The sequence below is a fragment of the Paenibacillus cineris genome, from assembly GCF_018333335.1.
GTDB lineage: Bacteria > Bacillota > Bacilli > Paenibacillales > Paenibacillaceae > Paenibacillus_AQ > Paenibacillus_AQ favisporus.
On record NZ_BORU01000001.1, the window covers coordinates 417,327 to 439,812 of the forward strand.

Below are 22,486 nucleotides of genomic sequence, written 5' to 3' on the forward strand. Positions count from 1 at the left end.
TCGCGGAAAAATGGGGCCCGGCAAGGAATTGGCCAACTTTGACTTCCCCCGGAGGAACCTTTACAATGATTCAAACGGGTGCAATCCGTTTATTAAGAATTGATGTTTAAAGTATAACTTTTCTTGGCTTTATCTCGTTTATTTATAAAGTATGCCGATAATCATGGAAACTGATGACTAAAAAAAGGGGGGACCTGAGAAATAAAAACCCGGAAAAGAGATGAAAATAAGAACTAACAGTCATGAATAGGAGCCCGTAAGGGGCTGAACCGTCAGGAAACCGCCTCATTACCGTTTTTTTAGACGAATACGAGGTTTTACGGTTTTGACAAATGACTGAAAAGTGTGGAAAATCGATAGGGTCATCCGAAGCGTTAACAAAACGTAAAAGAATGTAAAAGGTCAAAAGGGTCATAAAGAATTAGAAAAGGGTAACGGCTTTACCGTAATCTATATAGAATGAACTAAAGAAATGAACGTTACAGGACCGCATTGGACCGTTATAACAGGAAGTTCAACAAACTTTAGTTCAATCTATACTACAGAGAGAAACATGATTATGAGGGGTAAAAAAGGGGGGTTCTGAGAGTCATGTTAGACGCCATTTTTATCGCGCTCCAGGTTTTGCTGGCCGCGATCGGTGTGTACCAGTTTGTATTTTCCATTTTGGGACTGTACAGGAAAAAGAGGAAGCAGCATTTTGAACCGACCAAGTCCTTCGCTGTGCTCGTTGCAGCGCACAATGAAGAGCAGGTCGTCGGGGCTCTGATGGAGAACTTGAAGCAGCTGAATTATCCGAAGGAGCTGTACGACGTGTTTGTCATCTGTGACAACTGCACAGACGGTACGGCACGCATCGTGCGCGAGCATGGCATGAACGCCTGCGTACGTACCAACAACAACCTTCGCGGCAAAGGCTACGCCATCGAGTGGATGCTGAAGGAACTGTGGGCCATGCCCCGCCAGTATGATGCGGTCGTCATGTTTGACGCCGACAACCTGGCAGATACGAATTTCTTGAGAGAAATGAACGACGATTTGTGCTCCGGCGCACGCGTCATTCAAGGATACATCGACACCAAGAATCCCGAGGATTCCTGGATTACGGCTGCTTACGGGATTTCATATTGGTACATCAACCGTCTGTGGCAGCTGTCGCGCCATAACATGAACATGGCCAACTTCCTCGGCGGTACGGGGATGTGCTTTGAAACCAACCTGCTGAAGGAAATGGGCTGGGGGGCCACCAGCTTGGTTGAAGACTTGGAGTTTACGATGCGCAGCGTGAAGCGCGGCGTCTATCCAAAATTCAACTACGACGCCAAGGTGTTCGACGAGAAGCCGCTGACGTTCAAGGCTTCCGCAAGACAGCGCCTTCGCTGGATGCAGGGACACTTTACGGTGGCGCGCCGCTATTTCTTCCCGCTGATCTGGCAAAGTATCAAGGAACGCAGCATCGTCAAGCTGGACTTGGCGCTGTACGGGGCGAACGTATACATCGTTCTCTTGACATTCCTGATGACGGCCACGATCTGGGTGGACAATACGTTCTTCGACGGTCCGAACATCGCCAACCTCTACGGCTATCTGCCGTTGTGGCTGAGCTTTGTGGCGATCGGTGCCAACGCCTTTACGTTCCTGGCTGCGATGATTTTGGAGAAGGTCACCTTCAAGAAGGTATATTTGTACCTGGTGCTCTTCCCGATCTATCTGATCTCCTGGTATCCAATCACGTTCTATGCGTTCTTCACGCAGAACAACAAGCAGTGGAGCCATACCCAGCATACCCGCGTGGTAAGACTGGAAGAGGTTCAGAGCAAGCAGGGGTAAACGCCTGGAAGCGGGTTGACATTGTCCGGGCCCTGTGTTAAATTATTTGAGTGCTTTAAATACGAAATGGATTCAAAGCAGAAGCTCCAGCTTCTCACCTGACCGACGAAGGTTGGCGGGTTACTGATCCAATGATTTGTGAATGCGATATTTCATGAAGAGTTGATCATAGGGATGCTGGGTGATGATACCCGCATCCCTTTTTATTTTGCTTCTGCACACAGAAATACCTATTAGATCTGGAGGTGGACGGTTATCAGTAAGGAACATATGATCAATGAGGAGATCCGGGCGAAGGAAGTTCGCTTGGTAGGCGCTGAAGGCGAACAGATTGGCATCAAGCCCCTTCGTGAGGCTCTGCAGATGGCAGCGGATTTGAATCTGGATTTGGTGAACGTGGCGCCGCAGGCGAAGCCGCCGGTGTGCCGCATCATGGATTACGGCAAGTTCCGCTATGAGCAGCAGAAGAAAGAGAAGGAAGCCCGGAAGAATCAGAAAATCGTTGATATTAAAGAAGTATGGTTCCGAGCAAACATTGATGAGCACGACTACCAGACTAAGCTCCGCAATGTCGTCAAGTTCCTGAAGGAAGGCGACAAGGTCAAATGCTCCGTTCGTTTCCGCGGACGCGAAATCGCGCATGCGAGCATCGGCCAGAAGATTCTGGAGCGTGTAAGGGAAGAAGTTGCCGAGCACTCCAGCGTTGAGCGTCAGCCGAAGCTGGAAGGACGCAGCATGATTATGATTTTGGCTCCAAAAGCCCAATGATCCTGAGGAGGAAGTACAATGCCTAAAATGAAAACACACAGCAGCCTTAAAGGCCGCTTCAAAGTTACCGGTTCCGGTAAAGTGACTCGCTACAAAGCTTACAGAAACCATTTGCTTTCCCACAAGTCCAAGCGCGCTAAACGCGTATTGGCAGGCAACCCAGAAATGGCGCCGGGGGACGTAAGACGCTTGAAACAAGGCTTGGCGAACTTGAAATAGTTAATCACACATTTTTGGGAGGTTTATATTATGGCAAGAGTAAAAGGCGGATTCGTCGTTCGTCGTAGACATAAAAAAGTATTGAAACTTGCAAAAGGTTATTTCGGTTCCAAACACCGCATTTTTAAAACAGCTAACGAGCAGGTTATGAAATCCCTCGTGTACGCATACCGCGACCGTCGTCAGACGAAACGGAACTTCCGCAAATTGTGGATCGTGCGTATCAACGCTGCAGCCCGCATGAACGGACTGTCTTACAACAAGCTGATGCATGGTCTGAAACTGGCTGGCGTGGACATCAACCGCAAAATGCTGGCTGACCTGGCCGTAAACGACATCAACGCGTTCAACTCGATCGCATCGGTTGCCAAAGAGAAAGTCAACGCGTAATATACTTGTAATGCATATTAAAACCGCCCTAACCGGCGGTTTTTTTAAGATATAAGAAAGAAAGTACATCAGAGAACTAAACTACCTTATATCGCAAGAAAGACCTCCGCTAAAAGCGGTCTGGCTTCATAGAACGTACACCGATAGACGTGTTTCTCTAGATATAAGAATTATATCCCCAACAAGAAAAAGCCCCGCTAGCTAACATAAATCAGAACCTAGAGTCGCAGGTACCGGGTGCCCCACTCATGAATGGGTATGAATGTTAATTTCACGCATCTTTTCATTCGAGAATCGACATCAGGTGAGCTTATAGACAGCTACTCTTCCATGGAAATAACAGGCTGTGTGATTTATGGCAAAATAAAGCGTTTTCCCTTGATTTTTCACTAAAAAAGTTTTATTTTCTGACGTAAATTTGCTGGATTTTGGCGTAGGTAAAATGTATAATCTGTTCTGTGGAATGTCCGACATTTGAACAAGCCTTCACAAGCAATTAATTGACCATAGATCAATTGCTGAAGGGCGAAGACAGGTGAAAGGATATAATTCATTCTAGGGGGACTATAAGTTAATGAAGAAAATGTTCAAATTGTCGCTGATTATGCTGCTTGCATTTTCAGTTGTACTGGCCGGCTGCGGTAAAAAGAACGAAGATACGAGCAGCTCGTCCGGCGGCAGCGAAGAAGGCGGCGCAGCAAAATCTAGCGTGAAGGTCGGTCTCGTGACTGACGTGGGCGGGGTTAACGACAAATCCTTTAACCAATCCGCTTGGGAAGCATTGGAAGCATTGAAGAAGGACAAAGGGATCGAAGCCCAGTATCTGCAAAGTAAGTCCAAAGAAGATTATGTTCCGAACCTGAACAAATATGTCAAAGGCAAATACGACCTCACTTGGGGGATCGGTTTTGACCTTGGCGTTGATATGAAAACGGTAGCCGATCAAAACCCGGATGCCAAAATGGCGATTATCGATGCTGAAGTCGATGCGCCTAACGTTCATTCCGTTACGTTTGCGGAGAACGAAGGGGCATTCCTCGTTGGTGTAGTAGCAGGCTCCATGACAAAAACGAACAAAATCGGTTTTGTCGGCGGTTCCGAAATTCCGGTTATCAAACGCTTTGAAGCCGGCTTTAAAGCTGGCGTTGCCGCAGCCAATCCGGATGCGAAAGTGATCATCAACTACACCGGCGCATTTGACAAGCCTGACCAAGGTAAAGCAGCTGCAGCCACTATGTACAACGACGGCGTGGATATTATTTTCCATGCTTCCGGTGCAACAGGTACAGGCGTGTTTAACGAAGCCATTGCCCGCAACAAAGCAGGCCAAAAAGTATGGGTTATCGGTGTAGACAAAGACCAATCCCTGGAATTTGGCGACGAAGTAACGCTGACATCTATGGTTAAAGGTGTAACGACAGCTGTAGACAAAGTAACAAGAGAAGTCATCGACGGCACGTTCAAAGGCGGTCATGAGACACTCGGCCTGAAAGAAAACGGCGTAGGTCTGGCCGATACTTCGAGCAAAAACGTTCCTGCAGATGTCCTGAAAAAAGTGGATGAGTTCAAGCAAAAAATCATCGACGGCGAGATCAAAGTTCCTGAAGAATAATTCCATAACGATAATTTGAACGGATATAATTCATGTGTACCAAACGGCAAGGCTGGTTATTATGACTAGCCTTGTCTTACGTTATGGCCCAAACAGAGGCCGCAAAATATGTGATAAGGGTGATCTCATGGATGCAGCGACCCCTGTCGTTGAGTTGAAGCAAATTACCAAACGCTTTCCCGGCATCGTTGCCAACGACTCGATCAGCTTGAAGCTGCACAAGGGCGAAATTCATGCACTGCTCGGTGAGAACGGTGCGGGGAAGTCGACCTTGATGAATATCGTGTTTGGCTTGTACCAGCCTGATGAGGGCAGTATCGAAGTGAACGGCAAACCCGTCATCATTGACAGTCCTAATAAAGCGATCGAGCTGGGCATCGGCATGGTGCATCAGCATTTTAAATTGGTTCAGCCGTTTACGGTAACCGAAAATATCGTTCTGGGGATGGAGCCCAAAATTGCCGGGGTCCATCTGAACTACAGAGCATCGGTTGCCAAGATCAAGGCCCTGTCCGACCAGTATGGTTTGAGGGTTAATCCGCATGCTAAGATTCACGACATATCCGTCGGGATGCAGCAGCGCGTCGAGATCTTGAAGACGCTTTATCGCGGTGCTGACATTCTTATTTTCGACGAGCCTACAGCCGTGCTTACACCGCAGGAGATCGGCGAACTTATGGGAATTATGAAGCGGCTGGTTGCCGAAGGTAAATCGATTATTTTAATTACGCACAAGCTCAAGGAAATTATGCAAATTTCCGACACGGTGACGATTATTCGACGGGGGAAAGTCATCGACACCTTGAAGACGTCCCTGACGAATCCGAACGAGCTTGCCGAGAAAATGGTGGGCCGCAGCGTCTCCTTTAAGGTGGACAAGCAGCCGTCCGTACCGAAGCAAACCGTGCTTAATGTGAAAAATCTGGTGTCCAAAAACAAAGAGGGAATCCCCGTTCTGAACGGGCTTGATCTCCAGGTGCGTGCAGGGGAAATTCTCGGCATCGCCGGCGTTGACGGGAACGGGCAGAGCGAGCTGATCGAAGCGCTGACGGGCCTGAGCAAGGTCGACAGCGGACTGATCGAAATCAACGGCAAGGATATTACCAACAAACCACCACGTTTCATTTCGGAAAGCGGAGTGTCGCATATTCCGGAGGACCGCCATAAACACGGGCTTGTCCTTGATTTTTCCATGAGTGAAAATATGGTGCTGGAAACGTATTATAAAGCCCCTTACAACAAAGGCGGCTTCCTAAACAAAAGCGCCATTGACGACCAGGCGAAACGCCTGATCGAGCAATTTGACGTCAGAACGCCGAGCATTGAGACGAAGGCTCGTGCTTTATCCGGCGGTAATCAGCAAAAGGCGATTATAGCCCGGGAAATAGATAAAGATCCGGATCTGCTCATCGCGGCGCAGCCGACGCGGGGACTTGACGTCGGTGCGATCGAGTTTGTGCAGAAGCAGCTTGTTGCGCAGCGGGACAAGGGGAAAGCCGTGCTGCTGATCTCCTTTGAGCTCGACGAGATCATTAACGTGTCCGACCGGATTGCGGTCATTTACGAAGGACAGATCGTCGGCGAAGTGCGGCCGGAGGACACGAATGACCAGGAGCTGGGTCTGATGATGGCGGGCAGCAAGGTTGCGGGAGGTAAGGCCTAATGAATAAATTATTTAAAATTTTTACCGTCAACAGCCTGTTGACGCCTCTCGTATCGATCGTGCTTGGACTCATCGTAGGGGCCATCATTATGCTGATCGGGGGGTACGATCCGATTCTGGCGTACAGTTCCCTGTTCAGCACCGTATTTGGAAACCTGTACGATTTCGGGGAAACGATCCGTGAAATTACACCCCTGATCATGACCGGTCTTGCCGTCGCCTTTGCGTTTCGGGCAGGCCTGTTCAACATCGGGGCGGAAGGTCAGTACATCGTCGGCATGACGGCCGCGACAGCGGTCGGGATCAAGCTGACCGGGCTGCCGATCGTTCTGCATGCCATCGTCGCGATCATCGCCGGCGGATTGGCCGGAGGGATCTGGGCGGGCATTACCGGCTATCTCAAAGCTAAGCGGGGCGTAAACGAAGTTATTATTTCGATCATGCTGAACTGGACCGGCCTGTATTTGAGTAACTATATCGTGAGAAACTTCCTGCTTCTCAAGGGCCAGCAGCGCTCTGAGGACATCCAGGATACAGCGTCGATTTCGATCGGCTGGTTGTCCGACATGTTCAGCGATGCTCGTATGCACTGGGGAACCGTCATTGCGATTCTAGCAGCTGTGTTTTTCTATGTGTTCATGTGGAAGAGCAAGCAGGGGTATGAGCTACGGGCCGTAGGACATAACGGGGATGCCGCGAAATATGCGGGAATGAACGTAAAGAGCAACATCGTGAAAGCCATGTTCATCAGCGGTATTTTCGCCGGATTGGGTGGTGCCTTTCAGGTGCTTGGCGTATTCCATTACCAGGCGATCTTCACGGGGTCTCCGGGCGTCGGCTTTGATGGAATCGCGGTGGCGCTGATCGGCATGAACCATCCGTTCGGCATTCTGCTGTCCGCCGCCTTGTTCGGTACGCTGACTTACGGCTCCGCGGGTATGAGCTTTGGCGCGGAAGTGCCGCCGGAAATCATCCGGATCGTTATCGGATCCATCATATTCTTTATTGCTGCACAAGGCATTGTGCGCTGGGTTCTGAAGCCCTTCTATCTGAAGCGCAAGAAAGAGAAGGTGTTGTAAAATGGATTGGATCACAACAATTGGCCAGCTGCTGAATACGACGCTCGTTTTTTCGACAGCGCTTATCTTTGCTGCCATGGGCGGCATCTTCTCTGAACGCTCCGGAGTAACAAACATCGGGATTGAGGGCTTGATGACCTTCGGTGCGTTTGCGGCCGGCGTCGCATCCTATTACGCGGAAGATGCAGGCATGGGGGCGGCTTCCCCTTATATCGGCATGCTCGCTGCGATCGTGATCGGGCTAGTCGCTTCGCTGATTCATGCCGTCGCCTCGATCACCTTTAAGGCGGATCAGGTGATCAGCGGCGTCGTGATCAACTTCCTGGCAACAGGAAGCACGCTGTATATGGTCAAGCTGATGTTTGAAGGTGCGGGAGAAACTCCACTGCTGATGGAGAGTCTCCAAAAGTGGAAGATTCCTCTCCTTTCCAAAATTCCGATTATCGGGGAAGGCATATTCAGCAATTACCCGACAACATATCTGGCTATTATTGTCGTTATCGTCGCTTCGTATATCCTGTACAAAACCTCCTTTGGCCTTCGTCTGCGCGCGGTCGGAGAGCATCCAAGCGCCGCCGATACGGTCGGCGTCAAAGTGCGCCGGATGCGGTATATCGGGGTCATGATCAGCGGTGCATTGGCTGCGCTTGGCGGAGCCACGGTTACGCTCACGACGACGAGCACGTTTTCGCATAATACGATTTCAGGCCAAGGTTTTATCGCGATCGCTGCGATGATTTTCGGGAAATGGAATCCACTCGGTGCGTTCGGGGCAGCTGTATTTTTCGGCTTCTCCCAGGCGATCGGGAACTACTTCCAGCTCTTCGATTGGGCGCATGACATTCCGCAGGAATTTATTTACATGCTTCCGTACGTACTCACCGTTATCGTTCTTGTGGCGGCCGTGGGACGCTCGTCTGCGCCGGCTGCGCTGGGGGAACCATACGATCCGGGTAAAAGATAATAATCGAACCGCAAAAAGGCTGCATTCCATTCAACTGGAGTGCAGCTTTTTTGATTAGCATCCAGCAAGGCAGGACGGCATGACATTGAAACAGCAGCGGATTTTTCCGGACAGGTGTATATGCTACCGATGCTGGCGCCCGTGATGCCTGCTTCACCCATCTTCCGTGGAACCGGGCTATGGAACAAGCGCCGTGCGGGGCATTCGAATAGATTGGTGTGAAGACCATTGGAGGAGGGATTACATGCAACAGTCTGTGACTCGCAAACACGCCCAGAAGTTTGTTGGTAAACATATTGTAGCTGCCAAAAAGGACGGAAGCCTGGTGACCGGAAAATTGCTGCGCATCTCGGGCAACCGCCTGATTCTGCAGCGGGATAAAGGGAAAAAGGTTCACACCAAAGCAATCATTCCGCTCGTCTTGTTTGACCTGCTGGCGATCGGAACGGCTCCATACGCCTACGGCCCTTACGGGGGATACGGCGGAGTACCTTACGGCGGCTACGGCCCTGGATACGGCCCCGTCGGATATCCGGGAGCTTATCCTTATGGCGGCGGATTCTGGTAATCTATTAATTACCGGCTCACTTGTTAGAGGGAGTGCAGGAGGTTCTCGGCACGGCTAGGAAAGCCGCTTTTCCAATTCGTAGCACTGGTTTTTGGCGTGGTACTTGATATTGAAATATCCTAACTTTTGGTAGAATGTCATCCCATTCGCATTCCCGGAATCAACCATGACTTTCGACCGTTTGCACCCGCGTGACAACGCAAATCTTTCCGCATGGGCCATCAAGAGGTTTCCCCATCTTTTGCGTTGTGATTCGGGTGCGACGGCCAACATATCGATATAGAGCAGATCGCCGTGAAGCATAAAGTGGACAAATCCGACCGGATCCCCTTCGTAGTAAGGGGAAGCGATGAGCGTCACGCCGCGGTTCATACGTCCGGGAAGATCCTTACGCACCTGCTCCAGCTGGCTTTTGGTCATATGGGACAGCGGGACAAGCTGGGTCTCGATTAAATGCATGATGACAGCATCGTCCTGCTTGGGTCTGCGGTATCTAATCATAGAGTCTGTCCTCCGTTCTGCTGCCCAATTCATCCATGAGCGACATACGTCATCATATGAAAATAGGGGTGGGCGGTGTGCCGAAAGTTCCCGGGAAAATGGAGGACAAAAGCGGACATGTATTTTTTTATCCGAATCTGGGTATTGACTATAGAATCGATGGGTCATATAATGTGTCTAAACATTTTATCGAGTATACAGTCATCGGCAATGAAGAGGACGAAGTTTAAAGGGCTCTTTTGAACAGAGAGTGAGAGGATCTGCTGCAACCTCCGCCAAAATCCCTTTTATACGAGCTCACCTCGGAGCTGTTCTCCTGAAAAGCGCTAAAGCCTATTAGGGAGAATCGTCAGGTCCACGTTACGGACTCAAGGTATGGAAACGGATGAGCCATCGATGATGAGGCACCGTTCCTGATTTTCTATACCTGCTGAGGCTGTGCACTGTGAAGTGCAGAGCAAATATGGGTGGTACCACGGAAGAACAACCTTTCGTCCCTCACACAAGAGCATTGTGTGATGAGGGATGGAAGGTTTTTTTGTTTACCATCACAAAAAAATGAACGTATTCTTGAGAGGAGGATGACTGATGAGCGCGCAAATTCCTGAAGTGCGGTCTACAGAACAATTACGTGAGAAATGGATGAAGCCGGAAGTCATTTCCGGCTCGGAAATACTGCTTCGCAGCCTTCTGCTGGAAGGTGTCGAGTGTGTTTTCGGGTATCCGGGCGGGGCAGTGCTTTACATTTACGATGCGATGTATGGATTTAAGGATTTCAAACATGTGCTGACTCGTCACGAGCAGGGAGCAATCCATGCGGCAGACGGTTACGCAAGGGCAAGCGGCAAAGTCGGCGTGTGTATAGCAACATCGGGACCGGGGGCGACCAACCTGGTCACAGGAATTGCCACCGCTTATATGGATTCCGTCCCTCTGGTTGTTATCACGGGTAACGTCGCAACGAGCCTGATCGGAACGGATGCTTTTCAGGAGGCCGACATTACCGGCATCACGATGCCGATTACGAAGCACAGCTATCTCGTCAGAGATGTCAAAGATCTGCCGAGAATTATTCACGAAGCATTCCACATCGCTTCGACAGGTCGCAAAGGTCCGGTGCTGATCGACATTCCGAAGGACGTATCAGCGGCACTTACGCTGTTCGAACCGGGAAACAGCATTAACCTTCGCGGATACAATCCGCGCCTGGTGCCTAACAAGCTTCAGCTCGACAAGCTGGTTGCAGCGATCGAGGAGAGCGAGCGGCCGATGATCATTGCCGGCGGCGGCGTGATCTACTCCGGCGGACATGAAGCGCTGTACGAATTCGTGAAGCGGACCGAAATTCCGATCACGACCACGCTTCTCGGTCTGGGCGCATTCCCGAGCGGGCACGAGCTCTGGACGGGCATGCCGGGGATGCACGGAACTTACGCCTCCAACATGGCGATTCAGGAGTCGGATCTGCTGATCAACATCGGCGCACGGTTCGATGACCGGGTAACAGGCAAACTGAACGGATTTGCCCCAAAAGCGAAAATCGTGCACATCGACATCGATCCGGCGGAAATCGGCAAAAACGTGCCGACAGACATTCCGATCGTAGGCGACTGCAAGACGGTGCTGGAAATGCTGAACAACGATGTGAAGCGGGCCGGCAAGGCTGAAGCCTGGAGAACCCGGGTTCAGCAGTGGAAGCTGGAGCATCCGCTCCGCTACGCCGATTCGGATACAGAGCTCAAGCCGCAATGGGTTATCGAGCTGCTGAACGATACGACGAAGGGCGAAGCGATCGTCACGACCGACGTAGGGCAGCATCAAATGTGGGCTGCACAGTACTATAAGTTCAATCAGCCGCGCTCTTGGGTAACCTCAGGCGGCCTCGGAACGATGGGATTTGGACTTCCGTCCGCCATCGGTGCCCAAATGGCCAATCCGGAAAGGCTTGTCATTTCGGTGAATGGTGACGGCGGCATGCAGATGTGCTCTCAGGAGCTTGCCATCTGTGCCATCAATAACATACCGGTGAAGGTTGTCATCATCAACAACCAGGTGCTCGGTATGGTTCGTCAGTGGCAGGAACTGATTTACGATAACCGTTACAGCCATATCGACCTGGAAGGAAGCCCGGATTTCGTCAAACTGGCCGAGGCTTACGGAGTGAAGGGACTTCGGGCGACGAACAAGGAAGAGGCCAGAACGGCCTGGAAAGAAGCGCTCGAAACACCGGGACCTGTCGTTGTGGAATTTGTGGTCAGCAAGGGTGAGAACGTGTATCCGATGGTAACTCAAGGCTCGACCATTGATCAAATGTTGATGGGGGATGCATAATTATGAGCATGAGACATACCATTGCCGTTCTAGTGAATGACCAGCCGGGCGTGCTGCAGCGGGTATCCGGACTGTTTGGACGCCGCGGGTTCAACATTGAGAGCATTACGGTCGGGCAGTCGGAAGAAGCGGGGCTCTCCCGCATGGTCATCGTCACGATCGGTGACGACATGACGCTGGAGCAAATCGAGAAGCAGCTGTACAAATTGATCGATGTCATCAAGGTGATCAACCTTAGCTCCAAGCCAATGGTAGCGCGGGAGCTGGCGCTGATCAAAGTCAGCGCGGAGCCGGCGGAACGTCCGGAAATCCTCGGCGTCGTGGAAACGTTCCGCGCTTCGGTCGTCGACATCGGAAGCGGCAGCATTATGGTTCAGGTTGTCGGGGATTCCTCGAAAATCGACGCCATGATCGAGCTCTTGAAGCCGTACGGAATCCGGGAGCTGTCTCGCACCGGAGTCACCGCCATGATTCGCGGAAATGCATAATCATACACAACAACATATTCATTAAATTCCCGCTAAAGAGCGGGGGTTTGAGAGGATCGTATCCCGAAAGCGGGACAAACCGGGTGCAGGGTCCTTTGAAACACCCGCTCTTTATGAAGGGTTCTTTTTAAAAACAAAGGAGGATTTATTCACATGCCAGTTACAACTTATTACGAGCAAGACGCAGAACTCAGCGCTTTAAAAGGAAAAACCGTTGCCGTTATCGGATACGGAAGCCAAGGCCACGCACAGGCGCAAAACCTGCGTGACAGCGGTGTCAAGGTCGTTATCGGCCTTCGCGAAGGCAAATCTTTCGATAAAGCTAAAAACGACGGTTTTGAAGTTCTGTCCGTTGCCGAAGCAACAAGCCAAGCGGACGTAGTACAAATCCTGATGCCGGACGAAACTCAAGCATCCGTGTACAAAAACGAAATCGAGCCTAACCTGAAAAAAGGCGCTGCGCTCATGTTCTCCCACGGCTTCAACGTTCATTTTGGACAAATCGTCGCTCCTAAAGATTCCGACGTGCTCCTGGTTGCTCCAAAATCCCCAGGTCACATGGTTCGCCGTACGTATGTCGAAGGCTTCGGGGTTCCTGGCCTGATCGCCATCGAGCAGGACGCTACTGGCAATGCAAAGCAAATCGGACTGGCCTATGCAAAAGGTATCGGCTGTACCCGCGCAGGGGTTATCGAAACTTCCTTCCGCGAAGAAACCGAAACCGATTTGTTCGGTGAGCAAGCCGTACTTTGCGGCGGCGTAACTGCGCTGATCAAAGCCGGATTCGAAACGCTGGTTGAAGCTGGATACGCTCCAGAAATGGCTTACTTCGAGTGCCTCCACGAAATGAAGCTGATCGTTGACCTGATCTATGAAGGAGGCATGGCTAACATGCGTGACTCCATCTCCAATACGGCTGAGTACGGTGACTATGTAACTGGACCTCGCATCGTAACGGAAGAAACGAAGAAAGCGATGAAGGAAGTGCTGTCCGACATCCAACAAGGTAAATTCGCCCGCGACTTTATCCTTGAGAACCAATCCAACCGTGCATTCCTGAATGCAACGCGCCGTAACGAAGCTAACCATCCGATCGAAGTTGTCGGCGGTCAGCTGCGCGAAATGATGCATTGGATCAAGAAATAACATACGGCACTCATCCATCAATAAAAAAAGGCGGATCCCCGGATATAGAGGGGATCCGCCTTTTGTATTTCGGGAGCAGCGGCCGTTATGCCCGCTTACCAGGCATACGCCTCGGGAGCGGCGCCGCCCGGTCCCGGGAAGATTTCGTCCAGCCGCTTCAGCACGGCTTCATCCAGCTTGATTTCGAGCGCGCCGAGGGAGCTTTCGAACTGCTCCAGTGTACGCGGCCCGATAATCGGCGCCGTCACCGCCGGATTGCTCAGCAGCCAGGCAAGCGCGACGTTATCCTGCGGCTCGCCGAGCTCATTGCACAGTTCGGCAAACGCCTCGAGCTTGGCGCGATGCTTCTCGATGCGCTCCGCGCTTCCGCCGCTGCGCGTGCCTTCCAGCTTCTTCAGCGCGTTGCGTCCGAGCAATCCGCCGTCGAGCGGGCTCCACGGGATCACGCCGAGGCCGAGGCTTTGCGCAGCCGGCAGCACTTCCAGCTCCGGAAGGCGGCAGTTCAGGCTGTATTTATGCTGCTCGGACACCAGGCCGAGGAAATGGCGGTTCTTCGCTTCGCTTTGGGCGATGGCCAGCTGCCAGGCAGCAAAGTTGCTGGAGCCGACGTAGCCGATTTTGCCCTGGTTCGCCGCGATTTCAAAAGCGCCCCACAGCTCGTCCCAAGTGACGTTCGGGTCGACATGGTGCATTTGGTAGAGCTCGATATGGTCGGTCTGCAGGCGCCGGAGCGAACCTTCCAGGTGTCTGCGGATTTTGTACGCGGACAGGCCCCGCGCCCCGTTCGGACCGTCCGCCGGGTCGCTCATGTCGCCATGAACCTTGGTGGCGAGGACCACCTTTTCGCGGCGGCCGCCGCCCTGGGCGAACCAGCGGCCGATTATGGTTTCGGTCAAGCCGGAATTTTCGCCCCAGCCGTAAATGTTAGCGGTATCAAAAAATTGAACGCCGGCGTCAAGCGCCGCGTCCATGATGCGGAACGCTTCCTTCTCGTCCGTCGCCGGTCCGAAGTTCATCGTTCCCAGGCACAAGCGGCTCACTTTTAAACCGGATTTTCCCAAATACGTATACTGCATGAATCCGTTCAACTCCTTTGCGATTGAAGAGTATAAGTCCAAACAATATCATTGTACCCGGATTAATCAGGAAAAGAAATGTGCCTTGTTAAGGCAGGTATAGAATAATTTAATCCATTCGGTCAGCTTATAGGAAAATACTATTAAGGTCATAGATTCTATATCTTGGTCAATGCTCTCCTTCATGTGTTACAACAGTATATAGAGAATTAGGACAGTGAAAACGAGGTACCTGAAGGAGTGACTGATATTATGGCAGAGGTTAAAAAGATTGCAGTAATCGCAGGGGACGGCATCGGGCCGGAGGTTGTCGCAGAAGCGGAGAAAGTGCTCAAGCGCACGGAGGAGCTGTTCGGCTATTCGTTTGAAACGGAGCATGCGCTGTTCGGGGGAATCGCAATCGACGAGAAGGGAACCCCGCTTCCGGAAGAGACGCTGGCGGTATGTAAAAATGCAGACGCGGTGCTGCTTGGCGCGGTAGGCGGACCGAAATGGGACAACAATCCGAAGGAACTCCGTCCGGAGACCGGCCTGCTCGGTATCCGCAAGGCGCTCGGATTGTTCTCCAACCTGCGTCCGGCCGTGGTGTTCGACTGCTTGAAGGATGCCTCAACCCTGAAGCCTGAGGTGCTGGAAGGCACGGACCTGATGGTTGTACGGGAGCTGACCGGCGGCATTTACTTCGGTGACAAGCTGAGACGTCAAGGCGAGCATGGCGAAGAAGCGGTGGACACTTGCGTGTACAATGTGGCGGAAGTGGAACGGATCGTGCGCCAAGCCTTTGAAATCGCCCAGAAGCGCCGCAAGAAGCTCGCTTCCGTCGATAAGGCGAACGTGCTCGAAACTTCCCGCCTGTGGCGTGAAGTGGTGAATCGGGTCGCTCCGGATTATCCGGACGTGGAGCTGGAGCATGTGCTTGTCGACAACTGCGCCATGCAGCTGCTGCGCCGGCCAGCCAGCTTCGACGTCATCGTGACGGAGAACATGTTTGGCGATATTTTGAGCGACGAAGCCGCTATGCTGACCGGGTCGATCGGCATGCTGTCGTCCGCTTCGATGGGAGAAGGCGCGTTCGGCTTGTATGAGCCGGTTCACGGCTCCGCACCGGATATCGCGGGTCAGAACCTGGCGAATCCGATCGCCACGATTCTGTCACTGGCGCTGATGTTCCGCCTCACGTTTGGATACGGCGATGCGGCAGACGCGATTGAAGCAGCTGTGGCTGACGTGCTGAATGCCGGACATCGCACAGGCGACATCGCAGTGGATAAGAGCAAGGCGATCGGCACACGGGAGATGGGCGACCTGATCGTGGCTGCGATGAAGAAGTAATTTTCAACGTGATATTGAGGTCGTTTTAGCGCTATATAAATGAAGGGATTTTTTTGGAAAGGGTGCTGCCGGGTGATCGGCGGCCCCTTTTTTTTACATCCGTCTGCTGAAGATTCGTTGAAAAGTTCACGATATTTTCTTATTTATAATTATTATAAATAAATAACCTATATAATCTTGACTTTGATTTCGTCGAATGATACCATTTGAAATGTAGATTCCACTTGGGATGCAATACGATACTTAATCTAGAACAGAGCAGTTGTTCTTTATATTAAAGGAGGAATTTTTGACATGGCAGAACGTTTAGTAGGTAAACCGGCTCCTGAATTTACGATGGAAACTGTAACAGGTGACGGCACGGATTTCAGTAAAGCAAGCCTGACTGACTATCGCGGTAAATGGCTCGTATTTTTCTTCTATCCACTCGATTTCACTTTCGTATGCCCTACGGAAATCACTGCGCTGAGCGATGCTTACGAGCAGTTCAAAGCGCTTGACGCTGAAATTCTGGGTGTGAGCACGGACTCCATCCACAGCCACAAGGCTTGGATCAACACACCGCGCGACTCGAACGGTCTTGGAAAAATCAACTTCCCGCTGGCTTCCGACATCACGAGATCCGTTGCAAAAGACTACGGCGTGTACATCGAAGAAGAAGGCGTTGCTCTTCGCGGTCTGTTCATCATCAACCCTGAAGGCGAGCTGAAATATCAAGTGGTTAACCACAACGATATCGGCCGCAGCGTTGAAGAAACCCTTCGCGTCCTCCAAGCGCTGCAATCCGGCGGATTGTGCGCAATGAACTGGAAACCAGGCGACAAAAATCTGGTAACCAACTAATTTTTAAATATTCGGACAAGCCCCCTTTGCCTTGCTTGATGCAGGCCAAGGGGGTTTTTCATCAACTGTGGTTTTGGGTTTAGCATGCCTCGGAGAAGTTGAAATATGGCTAGGAGCGGCATAACGTCTTGTTTTGGCATTAATATAGAATGAACTGATCTATTTAGCAGGATTTGAACAGGGCGATATAGAAAACCAAAGAGCAGGCATACATGATAAAACTTGGGTCCCGTCAGGGTTGGAAAAAAGGAATTGTCGAGCTTGGAATCGAATACATTATGAAGAAATACGGTGGAATCCAGAGGAGGGTGAACTGGAATGAGTTATTGCTGCGGAGCAAGTATGGTTGGAACGAAAGGTACACTTAAACATTATCGCACTCAAGTCCATAATGTTCCCCTGTTGTTCTGTCCCGTGTGCCACCGGGTTGAGGTTCATTACAAGGTTGAGAATGAATACGAAATTTTGGCCGAATATGCGCATGGTGACGGGGCGGCAGAAATTGACTTTCAGGATTATGTGATCGAGGACGAAGAGACCATTTTTGAAAATGTGGTCAACTGTGAGAAGGAAGACCCGAAAGACATCATTCAGAGCCAGATTGACATGGCCCTTGATTTGTTGACGGTCGCCAAGCAAATTCAAGACGAGAAATGGCAGAGCGAGCTGAAGAAAAGACTCGCGGTCATGAGCCAGCGCCGGCTGCGTCTTCAGCATAAATCATAAAATTTCATCGGATACCCGGGCCTGCCGTCGAATCGGCGGAAATCGTCCCGGCTGAGCGCCCGGTCATGACATAGCATCAGGTACAAAAATAAATTTTTTGTGTCTGATGCTTTTGTTTTAAGATTCGCTTTCGCAAGAGGCGACATCCTTATTTTTACAGTAGAAACGTCAGCATAAGCGGGGACTTTCGGCTAAGAAAGAACACCGATTGACGGCCATCATTTTCAGGCTGGGACCATTTTTTCTTTTTTCGACAGTATCTCTTGTTGAGTTTTCCGGCGAGCTTGTCTATGATTAAACTAATCTTTATTACTGGCCAAAAGATGGAATATCTGCCTGCTAACGATTTGCCAATTCCGTCATTTCCTTATAAAGGGGGGGCATCGTGTGAGCGAAATCCAAGAGACGTTGTTGCAGTCCCTGGAGGCGTTTCAATCTACGCAGCTTGTGAAGAACAAGTACGAGAACATTTTGGAGCACTTGGACAGTGGGGTAATTCTTTTCGACAGTGAGGGCGTTTTGACATTTATCAATGTGCAAATGGCGAGGTTGTTGGAAATTTCCCGTAAGTCGTTGACTGGCCTAACCTTGCTTCAAATTTTGCGTCATCCCCAGTTAAGCCGGTATAAGAAGAAGAAAATATTGCGTATTTACCGTGAAACCATTTTTCACCGAAAAAGATACCATGAGCTAAGTGATGAAACCGGACGCCAGTGGCTTCTTACGGTCACCTATGGCGATCAAATGGACGGTGATTTTTTATTTAGTGTCAAGGATGTATCCGATTTCAAGCAGATCGAACAAACCGCCTACCGAAACGACAAGCTGGCGATGCTCGGCAAAATTTCGGCATCGATCGCCCACGAAATCCGCAACCCGCTCACGGCCATCCGTGGATTCATTCAGCTGCTGAGACCTCATTTGACCAAGCTCGGAAAAGACGAGTATGCTCGCATTATATTGACCGAGATCGACCGGGCGAACGACATTATTTATGAATTTCTGAATTCGTCCAAGCCATCTGCACCGCAAACGACCGTCATCCCGGTTTCGTCTTTGCTAAAGGAAGTTGTTCTCCTTACGGAGAGCGAAGCGCTGATGAATGGCTGCGAGGTTGTTTTGCTCGATGAGTCTACACCCCTTCATATTTCCGTCGATGTAAAGCAGATTAAGCAGGTCATTCTCAACATCATTAAAAACGCAATGGATGCGATTGCTGATCAGGGACATGAGCATACCGGGAGGATTGAAATCCGCACGCGCAAGGACCAGAAAAACGTGAATATATGTATTTCGGATAACGGAAAGGGTATGGATCATATCACGCTGAGCCATTTATTCGATCCCTTCTTTACGACCAAGGAAAGCGGGACAGGCCTTGGTCTGTCCGTCAGTTACCGGATCATCAAAAATCACCGGGGATATATTTCTGTGGACAGCAAAGTAGGGAAGGGAACAGAGTTTGTGATCTCGCTTCCGGTCGTTGAAATGTCCTGATTCGGCACAGCAGGAACATTTTGTCTTTGGAGTTGCTTTGGACAACGGTGGAATAATATATATGACTATCGTCCGAAAACTTGAAGACAAAGGAAGATGACGCCGATGAATGGACATCCGTTTTCCGAAGGACAAGATATTACGGTCACATGGAAGGATCATACGGAAGCTGCTCAGCTCAGTATGGATGCGCTTGTTGTTATGGTTTCCCAAAAGGACTTTGAGGATAACGCACTTTCTCCCAGTCTTGCACCCATTGTGCAGCAGCTCAGGGACAGCCGCCTGTTCGGTGCTGCCTTCAATCAAATCCACGCACTGCCAGTGCCTGATTCAAGCGGCCATCGCGCCGTTATTCTAGTCGGGATCGGCGAACGTCCGCTGACCTCCGAAGAACTCAGGCTTGCTGCCGCCCAGGCGGCTAAAACCGCGCTCAAAATCCAAGCCCAAAGCCTGGCATGGGAAGTGCCGATCACCATGATGCGATTTACTGCGGAACAGAACACGATAACTGCGGCCCAGGCAATAACCGAAGGGTTCATTCTGGGCGCATACCGGATCAAGCAGTACAAACGAAACCATCCGACGTACCCTGGAATTAAAGAGCTGGTGCTTTTTCGAAAAGGAAACGCGGATCCCCGGGAAGCTGAAGAATGGCGTCAAGGCATTGTCCGTGGGAAAGCGGCGGCCGAAGCTACCTGTTTGGCGCGGGATTTAACGAATCTCCCTGGGAATATGCTGGTTCCAGAAGATCTGGCGAAGCATGCGCAGCGGATTGCCCGGAAGCATGGCATGGAATCACACACGCTGGATGTCGAAGAGCAAAAAGCGCTCGGCATGGGTGGATTGCTCTCGGTTGGCCAGGGGAGCATTCAACCTCCGCGGATGATCGTGATAAAGTATCAAGGAAGGGACAGCTGGGATGACGTTATAGGGCTTGTCGGCAAAGGCATTACGTTCGATACCGGGGGCATCTCTCTGAAGAAGCGGCTCGGTATGGAAGAGATGATCAGCGATATGGCCGGAGCCGCTGCGGTGCTGGGTGTCATGAACGCACTTGGAACGCTGAAGCCGAAGGTGAACGTTGTGGCTGTCATTCCGAGTGCCGAGAACATGCCTGGAGGCGGTGCCTTTAAGCCGGGGGATGTGATCCGGTCGTTCAGCGGGCGGACGATCGAGGTGCTGAACACCGATGCGGAAGGCAGAGTGGTGCTCGCCGACGGCATGACTTATGCCAGACAGCTCGGAGCGGTCCGTCTCATCGATGTGGCGACGCTCACAGGCGCCGTCGTGACGGCTTTAGGGGATGTGGCGACTGGAGCGGTAACGAACGATGACACTTTTCTCCAGGAGCTTATCCTCGCTTCGAAAAGATCCGGTGAAAAAGTATGGCCGCTTCCTGCTTACAAGGAATTTTGGGATATGCTCAAAAGCGACGTGGCGGACATTCGCAACAGCACCGGAGGCAGGGGGGCTGCGATTACGGCAGGCCTGTTTATCGGAACCTTTGCCGAAGGGCTTCCGTGGGTTCATCTCGATATCGCCGGAACGGCCTATGCCCAAAAAGAGCGGGGTGTGAATCCGAAGGGAGGCACCGGGGTGATGGTCCGGACCCTGCTGGAGTGGATTTTGTCGCAAGCGGCATCCTCATAAGACCATGAACGTAAAGCGGAATCCTGAGCGGATAGCCGCTTTATTTCGTATGCCGTCATTTCGCGGTCATAACCGTCCGGACAATTAACCTTTACTTTTCTGGTCACCTTCAAGTATGATGAAGGAATAAATTTTATGCCGGAAGGAGAAGCTTGTTGGATGAAAACGAACCCTTGTAAAATTGTCGATTGCACGATTCGCGATGGGGGACTGGTTAATAACTGGGACTTCAGCGTCGAATTTGTACAAACTTTATACGCCGGACTGAATGAGGCCGGTGTTGACTATATGGAAATCGGCTACAAAAATTCACCCAAACTGCTGAAGGGCGCCGATTCTGCCGGACCTTGGCGCTTTTTGGACGATTCCTTCCTGCGTGAAGTGATCCCCCAGAAGGGCAAAACCAAGCTGTCCGCCCTCGTGGATATCGGCCGTGTCGATGAGAATGATATTTTGCCGCGCGAAGAGAGCATGCTCGATTTGATCCGTGTTGCTTGCTACATCAAGGACGTGGATAAAGCGCTGGAGCTGGTGCAGACGTTCCATGAACGCGGTTACGAAACGACGCTGAATATTATGGCTTTGTCCAACGTCATGGAGAACGAGCTGCTGGAAGCCTTCGAAATGATCCGGGAGAGTGTGGTCGATGTCGTCTATATCGTCGACTCCTATGGAAGCCTTGACCACAAGGACATGGAGTACTTGGTCGAGAAGTTCAAGAAGCACCTGCCGAACAAGCGCCTTGGCGTTCATACGCATAACAATATGCAGCTGGCCTTCTCCAACACGCTGACCGCCGCGGAGCTGGGCGTGGAGCTGCTGGATGCGTCTGTATACGGAATGGGCCGCGCGGCTGGCAACTGCCCGACCGAGCTGCTCGTCACCCATCTGAAAAATACCCATTACAACCTTCGTCCGGTGCTGGATTTGATCGAACGCCTGATGATTCCGCTTCGTGAGAAGGAGGAATGGGGCTACCTGATTCCTTACATGGTTACGGGAACGCTGGGGGAGCATCCACGTTCCGCCATGGCGCTCCGGGCATCGGAGGATAAGGACAAGTACGTGGATTTCTACGACAAGCTGACGACTCCGGAAGTCAACTTTGATCCGAAACACAAGTAAACCGCTTCATTTGGTTCATTAGAAAAAGGGCTGCCCGTCACAAGTACGGGCAGCCCTTTTTTGGCTTCAATCGAGTCTGATATATTCGCGCTCACCGGTTCGGTGATTATAATAGACCTGGTATTTATGACCGTCTTTCGGGTCAATAAATACTTCGGAAGTCGGCGTAAACGATCCGTTCATGATGTCCCTGCTGCCCCCGCTGTCGTCCCTGCGGCGGTATCTCTTGTCGAAGAAGCGCCAGCTTACCCATAACAGCAGCAGAAAAGCGACCAGCTCCAAGGCGTATATGAGCAGAATAATGACCATACCTCCCATCAGCTAACAGGACGGGTTCTAACGACCGTGCCGTAGGCAACAATTTCGCTCATGTTATTGCCGATATCCCCGCTGTCAAAGCGCATCATCACGATGGCGTCACCGCCCATGGCATGCGCGTTCTGCACCATCCGGTCCACCGCCTGCCGCCGCGCATCCTCAATCATCTGGGTGTACTGCTTCACCTCGCCGCCGACAAGGCCCTTGAGGGAAGCCATAATGTCCCCGCCGATGCCTCTGGCTCTAACGACGACTCCAAACGTGGTGCCGAGTACTTCGATAATTTCATGATTGGCTACATTTTCGGTTGTTGTAATGATCATACAATGCCACACCCCTTAGGTATTATAATCTACAATA

22 protein-coding genes are annotated in these 22,486 nt (G+C 51.2%); 18 read left to right on the top strand and 4 right to left on the bottom strand.

Annotation, left to right across the window (positions count from 1 at the left end; all coding sequences use genetic code 11):
* Window positions 1-591: 591 nt before the first annotated feature.
* The 9 genes from KI379_RS02375 (at window position 592) to KI379_RS02415 (ending at window position 9,093) form a co-directional block, all read left to right on the top strand.
* Window positions 592-1,830, top strand: coding sequence for a glycosyltransferase family 2 protein (locus KI379_RS02375; RefSeq protein ID WP_212982682.1), 1,239 nt, complete (start codon window positions 592-594; stop codon window positions 1,828-1,830).
* A gap of 270 nt (window positions 1,831-2,100) precedes the next feature.
* Window positions 2,101-2,598 (top strand): translation initiation factor IF-3, encoded by a 498-nt coding sequence (gene infC, locus KI379_RS02380; RefSeq protein WP_076173246.1) that lies wholly within the window; start codon window positions 2,101-2,103, stop codon window positions 2,596-2,598.
* 18 nt (window positions 2,599-2,616) lie between these two features.
* Window positions 2,617-2,817, top strand: coding sequence for a 50S ribosomal protein L35 (gene rpmI / locus KI379_RS02385; RefSeq protein WP_076173245.1), 201 nt, complete (start codon window positions 2,617-2,619; stop codon window positions 2,815-2,817).
* Window positions 2,818-2,847: 30 nt separating this feature from the next.
* Complete coding sequence (gene rplT / locus KI379_RS02390; protein ID WP_076173244.1) at window positions 2,848-3,207, top strand: 50S ribosomal protein L20; 360 nt, start codon at window positions 2,848-2,850, stop codon at window positions 3,205-3,207.
* Between the two features lie 574 nt (window positions 3,208-3,781).
* Window positions 3,782-4,819: a BMP family ABC transporter substrate-binding protein gene (locus KI379_RS02395; RefSeq protein ID WP_076173243.1), complete on the top strand. Its 1,038-nt coding sequence runs from the start codon at window positions 3,782-3,784 to the stop codon at window positions 4,817-4,819.
* Between the two features lie 127 nt (window positions 4,820-4,946).
* Window positions 4,947-6,482, top strand: a complete 1,536-nt coding sequence (locus KI379_RS02400; protein WP_089545708.1) for an ABC transporter ATP-binding protein — start codon at window positions 4,947-4,949, stop codon at window positions 6,480-6,482.
* Window positions 6,482-7,561 carry an ABC transporter permease gene (locus tag KI379_RS02405; RefSeq protein WP_212982683.1) on the top strand — a complete coding sequence of 360 codons (1,080 nt, stop codon included), beginning with the start codon at window positions 6,482-6,484 and terminating at the stop codon, window positions 7,559-7,561. The genes KI379_RS02400 and KI379_RS02405 overlap by 1 nt, the downstream gene beginning before the upstream one ends.
* Window position 7,562: 1 nt before the next feature.
* A complete protein-coding gene (locus KI379_RS02410) occupies window positions 7,563-8,525 on the top strand; it encodes an ABC transporter permease (protein ID WP_076173240.1) in 963 nt (320 codons plus the stop codon).
* Between the two features lie 244 nt (window positions 8,526-8,769).
* Window positions 8,770-9,093: a hypothetical protein gene (locus KI379_RS02415; protein ID WP_076173239.1), complete on the top strand. Its 324-nt coding sequence runs from the start codon at window positions 8,770-8,772 to the stop codon at window positions 9,091-9,093.
* A 54-nt stretch (window positions 9,094-9,147) separates the two neighbouring features.
* On the opposite strand, the gene KI379_RS02420 is transcribed toward KI379_RS02415, so the two are convergent.
* The gene (locus KI379_RS02420; RefSeq protein ID WP_076173238.1) at window positions 9,148-9,594 is read right to left on the bottom strand and encodes a GNAT family N-acetyltransferase; all 447 of its coding nucleotides are present in this window, start codon (window positions 9,592-9,594) and stop codon (window positions 9,148-9,150) included.
* Window positions 9,595-10,182: 588 nt separating this feature from the next.
* Between KI379_RS02420 and ilvB the strand changes: the two genes are divergently transcribed.
* From ilvB to ilvC, 3 genes are all read left to right on the top strand, one after another.
* Window positions 10,183-11,925: a biosynthetic-type acetolactate synthase large subunit gene (gene ilvB / locus KI379_RS02425; RefSeq protein ID WP_076173237.1), complete on the top strand. Its 1,743-nt coding sequence runs from the start codon at window positions 10,183-10,185 to the stop codon at window positions 11,923-11,925.
* A gap of 2 nt (window positions 11,926-11,927) precedes the next feature.
* Window positions 11,928-12,413, top strand: a complete 486-nt coding sequence (gene ilvN / locus KI379_RS02430) for an acetolactate synthase small subunit (RefSeq protein ID WP_076173236.1) — start codon at window positions 11,928-11,930, stop codon at window positions 12,411-12,413.
* Between the two features lie 153 nt (window positions 12,414-12,566).
* Window positions 12,567-13,559, top strand: a complete 993-nt coding sequence (ilvC, locus tag KI379_RS02435) for a ketol-acid reductoisomerase (RefSeq protein ID WP_076173235.1) — start codon at window positions 12,567-12,569, stop codon at window positions 13,557-13,559.
* 95 nt (window positions 13,560-13,654) lie between these two features.
* On the opposite strand, the gene KI379_RS02440 is transcribed toward ilvC, so the two are convergent.
* Window positions 13,655-14,635, bottom strand: coding sequence for an aldo/keto reductase (locus tag KI379_RS02440; protein ID WP_089545711.1), 981 nt, complete (start codon window positions 14,633-14,635; stop codon window positions 13,655-13,657).
* 252 nt (window positions 14,636-14,887) lie between these two features.
* On the opposite strand from KI379_RS02440, the gene leuB reads away from it, so the two are divergent.
* The 6 genes from leuB to KI379_RS02470 all read left to right on the top strand — a co-directional run bounded on the left by leuB (window position 14,888) and on the right by KI379_RS02470 (window position 21,808).
* Complete coding sequence (gene leuB / locus KI379_RS02445; RefSeq protein WP_076173233.1) at window positions 14,888-15,967, top strand: 3-isopropylmalate dehydrogenase; 1,080 nt, start codon at window positions 14,888-14,890, stop codon at window positions 15,965-15,967.
* A 294-nt stretch (window positions 15,968-16,261) separates the two neighbouring features.
* Window positions 16,262-16,810, top strand: a complete 549-nt coding sequence (locus KI379_RS02450; RefSeq protein WP_076173232.1) for a peroxiredoxin — start codon at window positions 16,262-16,264, stop codon at window positions 16,808-16,810.
* Window positions 16,811-17,128: 318 nt separating this feature from the next.
* The gene (locus KI379_RS02455; RefSeq protein ID WP_076173231.1) at window positions 17,129-17,536 is read left to right on the top strand and encodes a hypothetical protein; all 408 of its coding nucleotides are present in this window, start codon (window positions 17,129-17,131) and stop codon (window positions 17,534-17,536) included.
* Window positions 17,537-17,923: 387 nt separating this feature from the next.
* Entirely contained in the window at window positions 17,924-19,033 is a 1,110-nt protein-coding gene (locus KI379_RS02460) for an ATP-binding protein (protein WP_212982684.1), read from the top strand.
* Window positions 19,034-19,138: 105 nt separating this feature from the next.
* Window positions 19,139-20,683 carry a leucyl aminopeptidase gene (locus KI379_RS02465; RefSeq protein WP_212982685.1) on the top strand — a complete coding sequence of 515 codons (1,545 nt, stop codon included), beginning with the start codon at window positions 19,139-19,141 and terminating at the stop codon, window positions 20,681-20,683.
* Between the two features lie 159 nt (window positions 20,684-20,842).
* Window positions 20,843-21,808 carry an aldolase catalytic domain-containing protein gene (locus KI379_RS02470; protein WP_076173229.1) on the top strand — a complete coding sequence of 322 codons (966 nt, stop codon included), beginning with the start codon at window positions 20,843-20,845 and terminating at the stop codon, window positions 21,806-21,808.
* Window positions 21,809-21,874: 66 nt separating this feature from the next.
* Here KI379_RS02470 and KI379_RS02475 read toward each other — a convergent pair whose 3' ends face one another.
* Both KI379_RS02475 and KI379_RS02480 read right to left on the bottom strand, forming a co-directional pair.
* Window positions 21,875-22,117: a hypothetical protein gene (locus tag KI379_RS02475; RefSeq protein WP_076173228.1), complete on the bottom strand. Its 243-nt coding sequence runs from the start codon at window positions 22,115-22,117 to the stop codon at window positions 21,875-21,877.
* Between the two features lie 8 nt (window positions 22,118-22,125).
* Window positions 22,126-22,449: a YbjQ family protein gene (locus tag KI379_RS02480; RefSeq protein WP_105445850.1), complete on the bottom strand. Its 324-nt coding sequence runs from the start codon at window positions 22,447-22,449 to the stop codon at window positions 22,126-22,128.
* Between the last annotated feature and the right edge of the window lie 37 nt (window positions 22,450-22,486).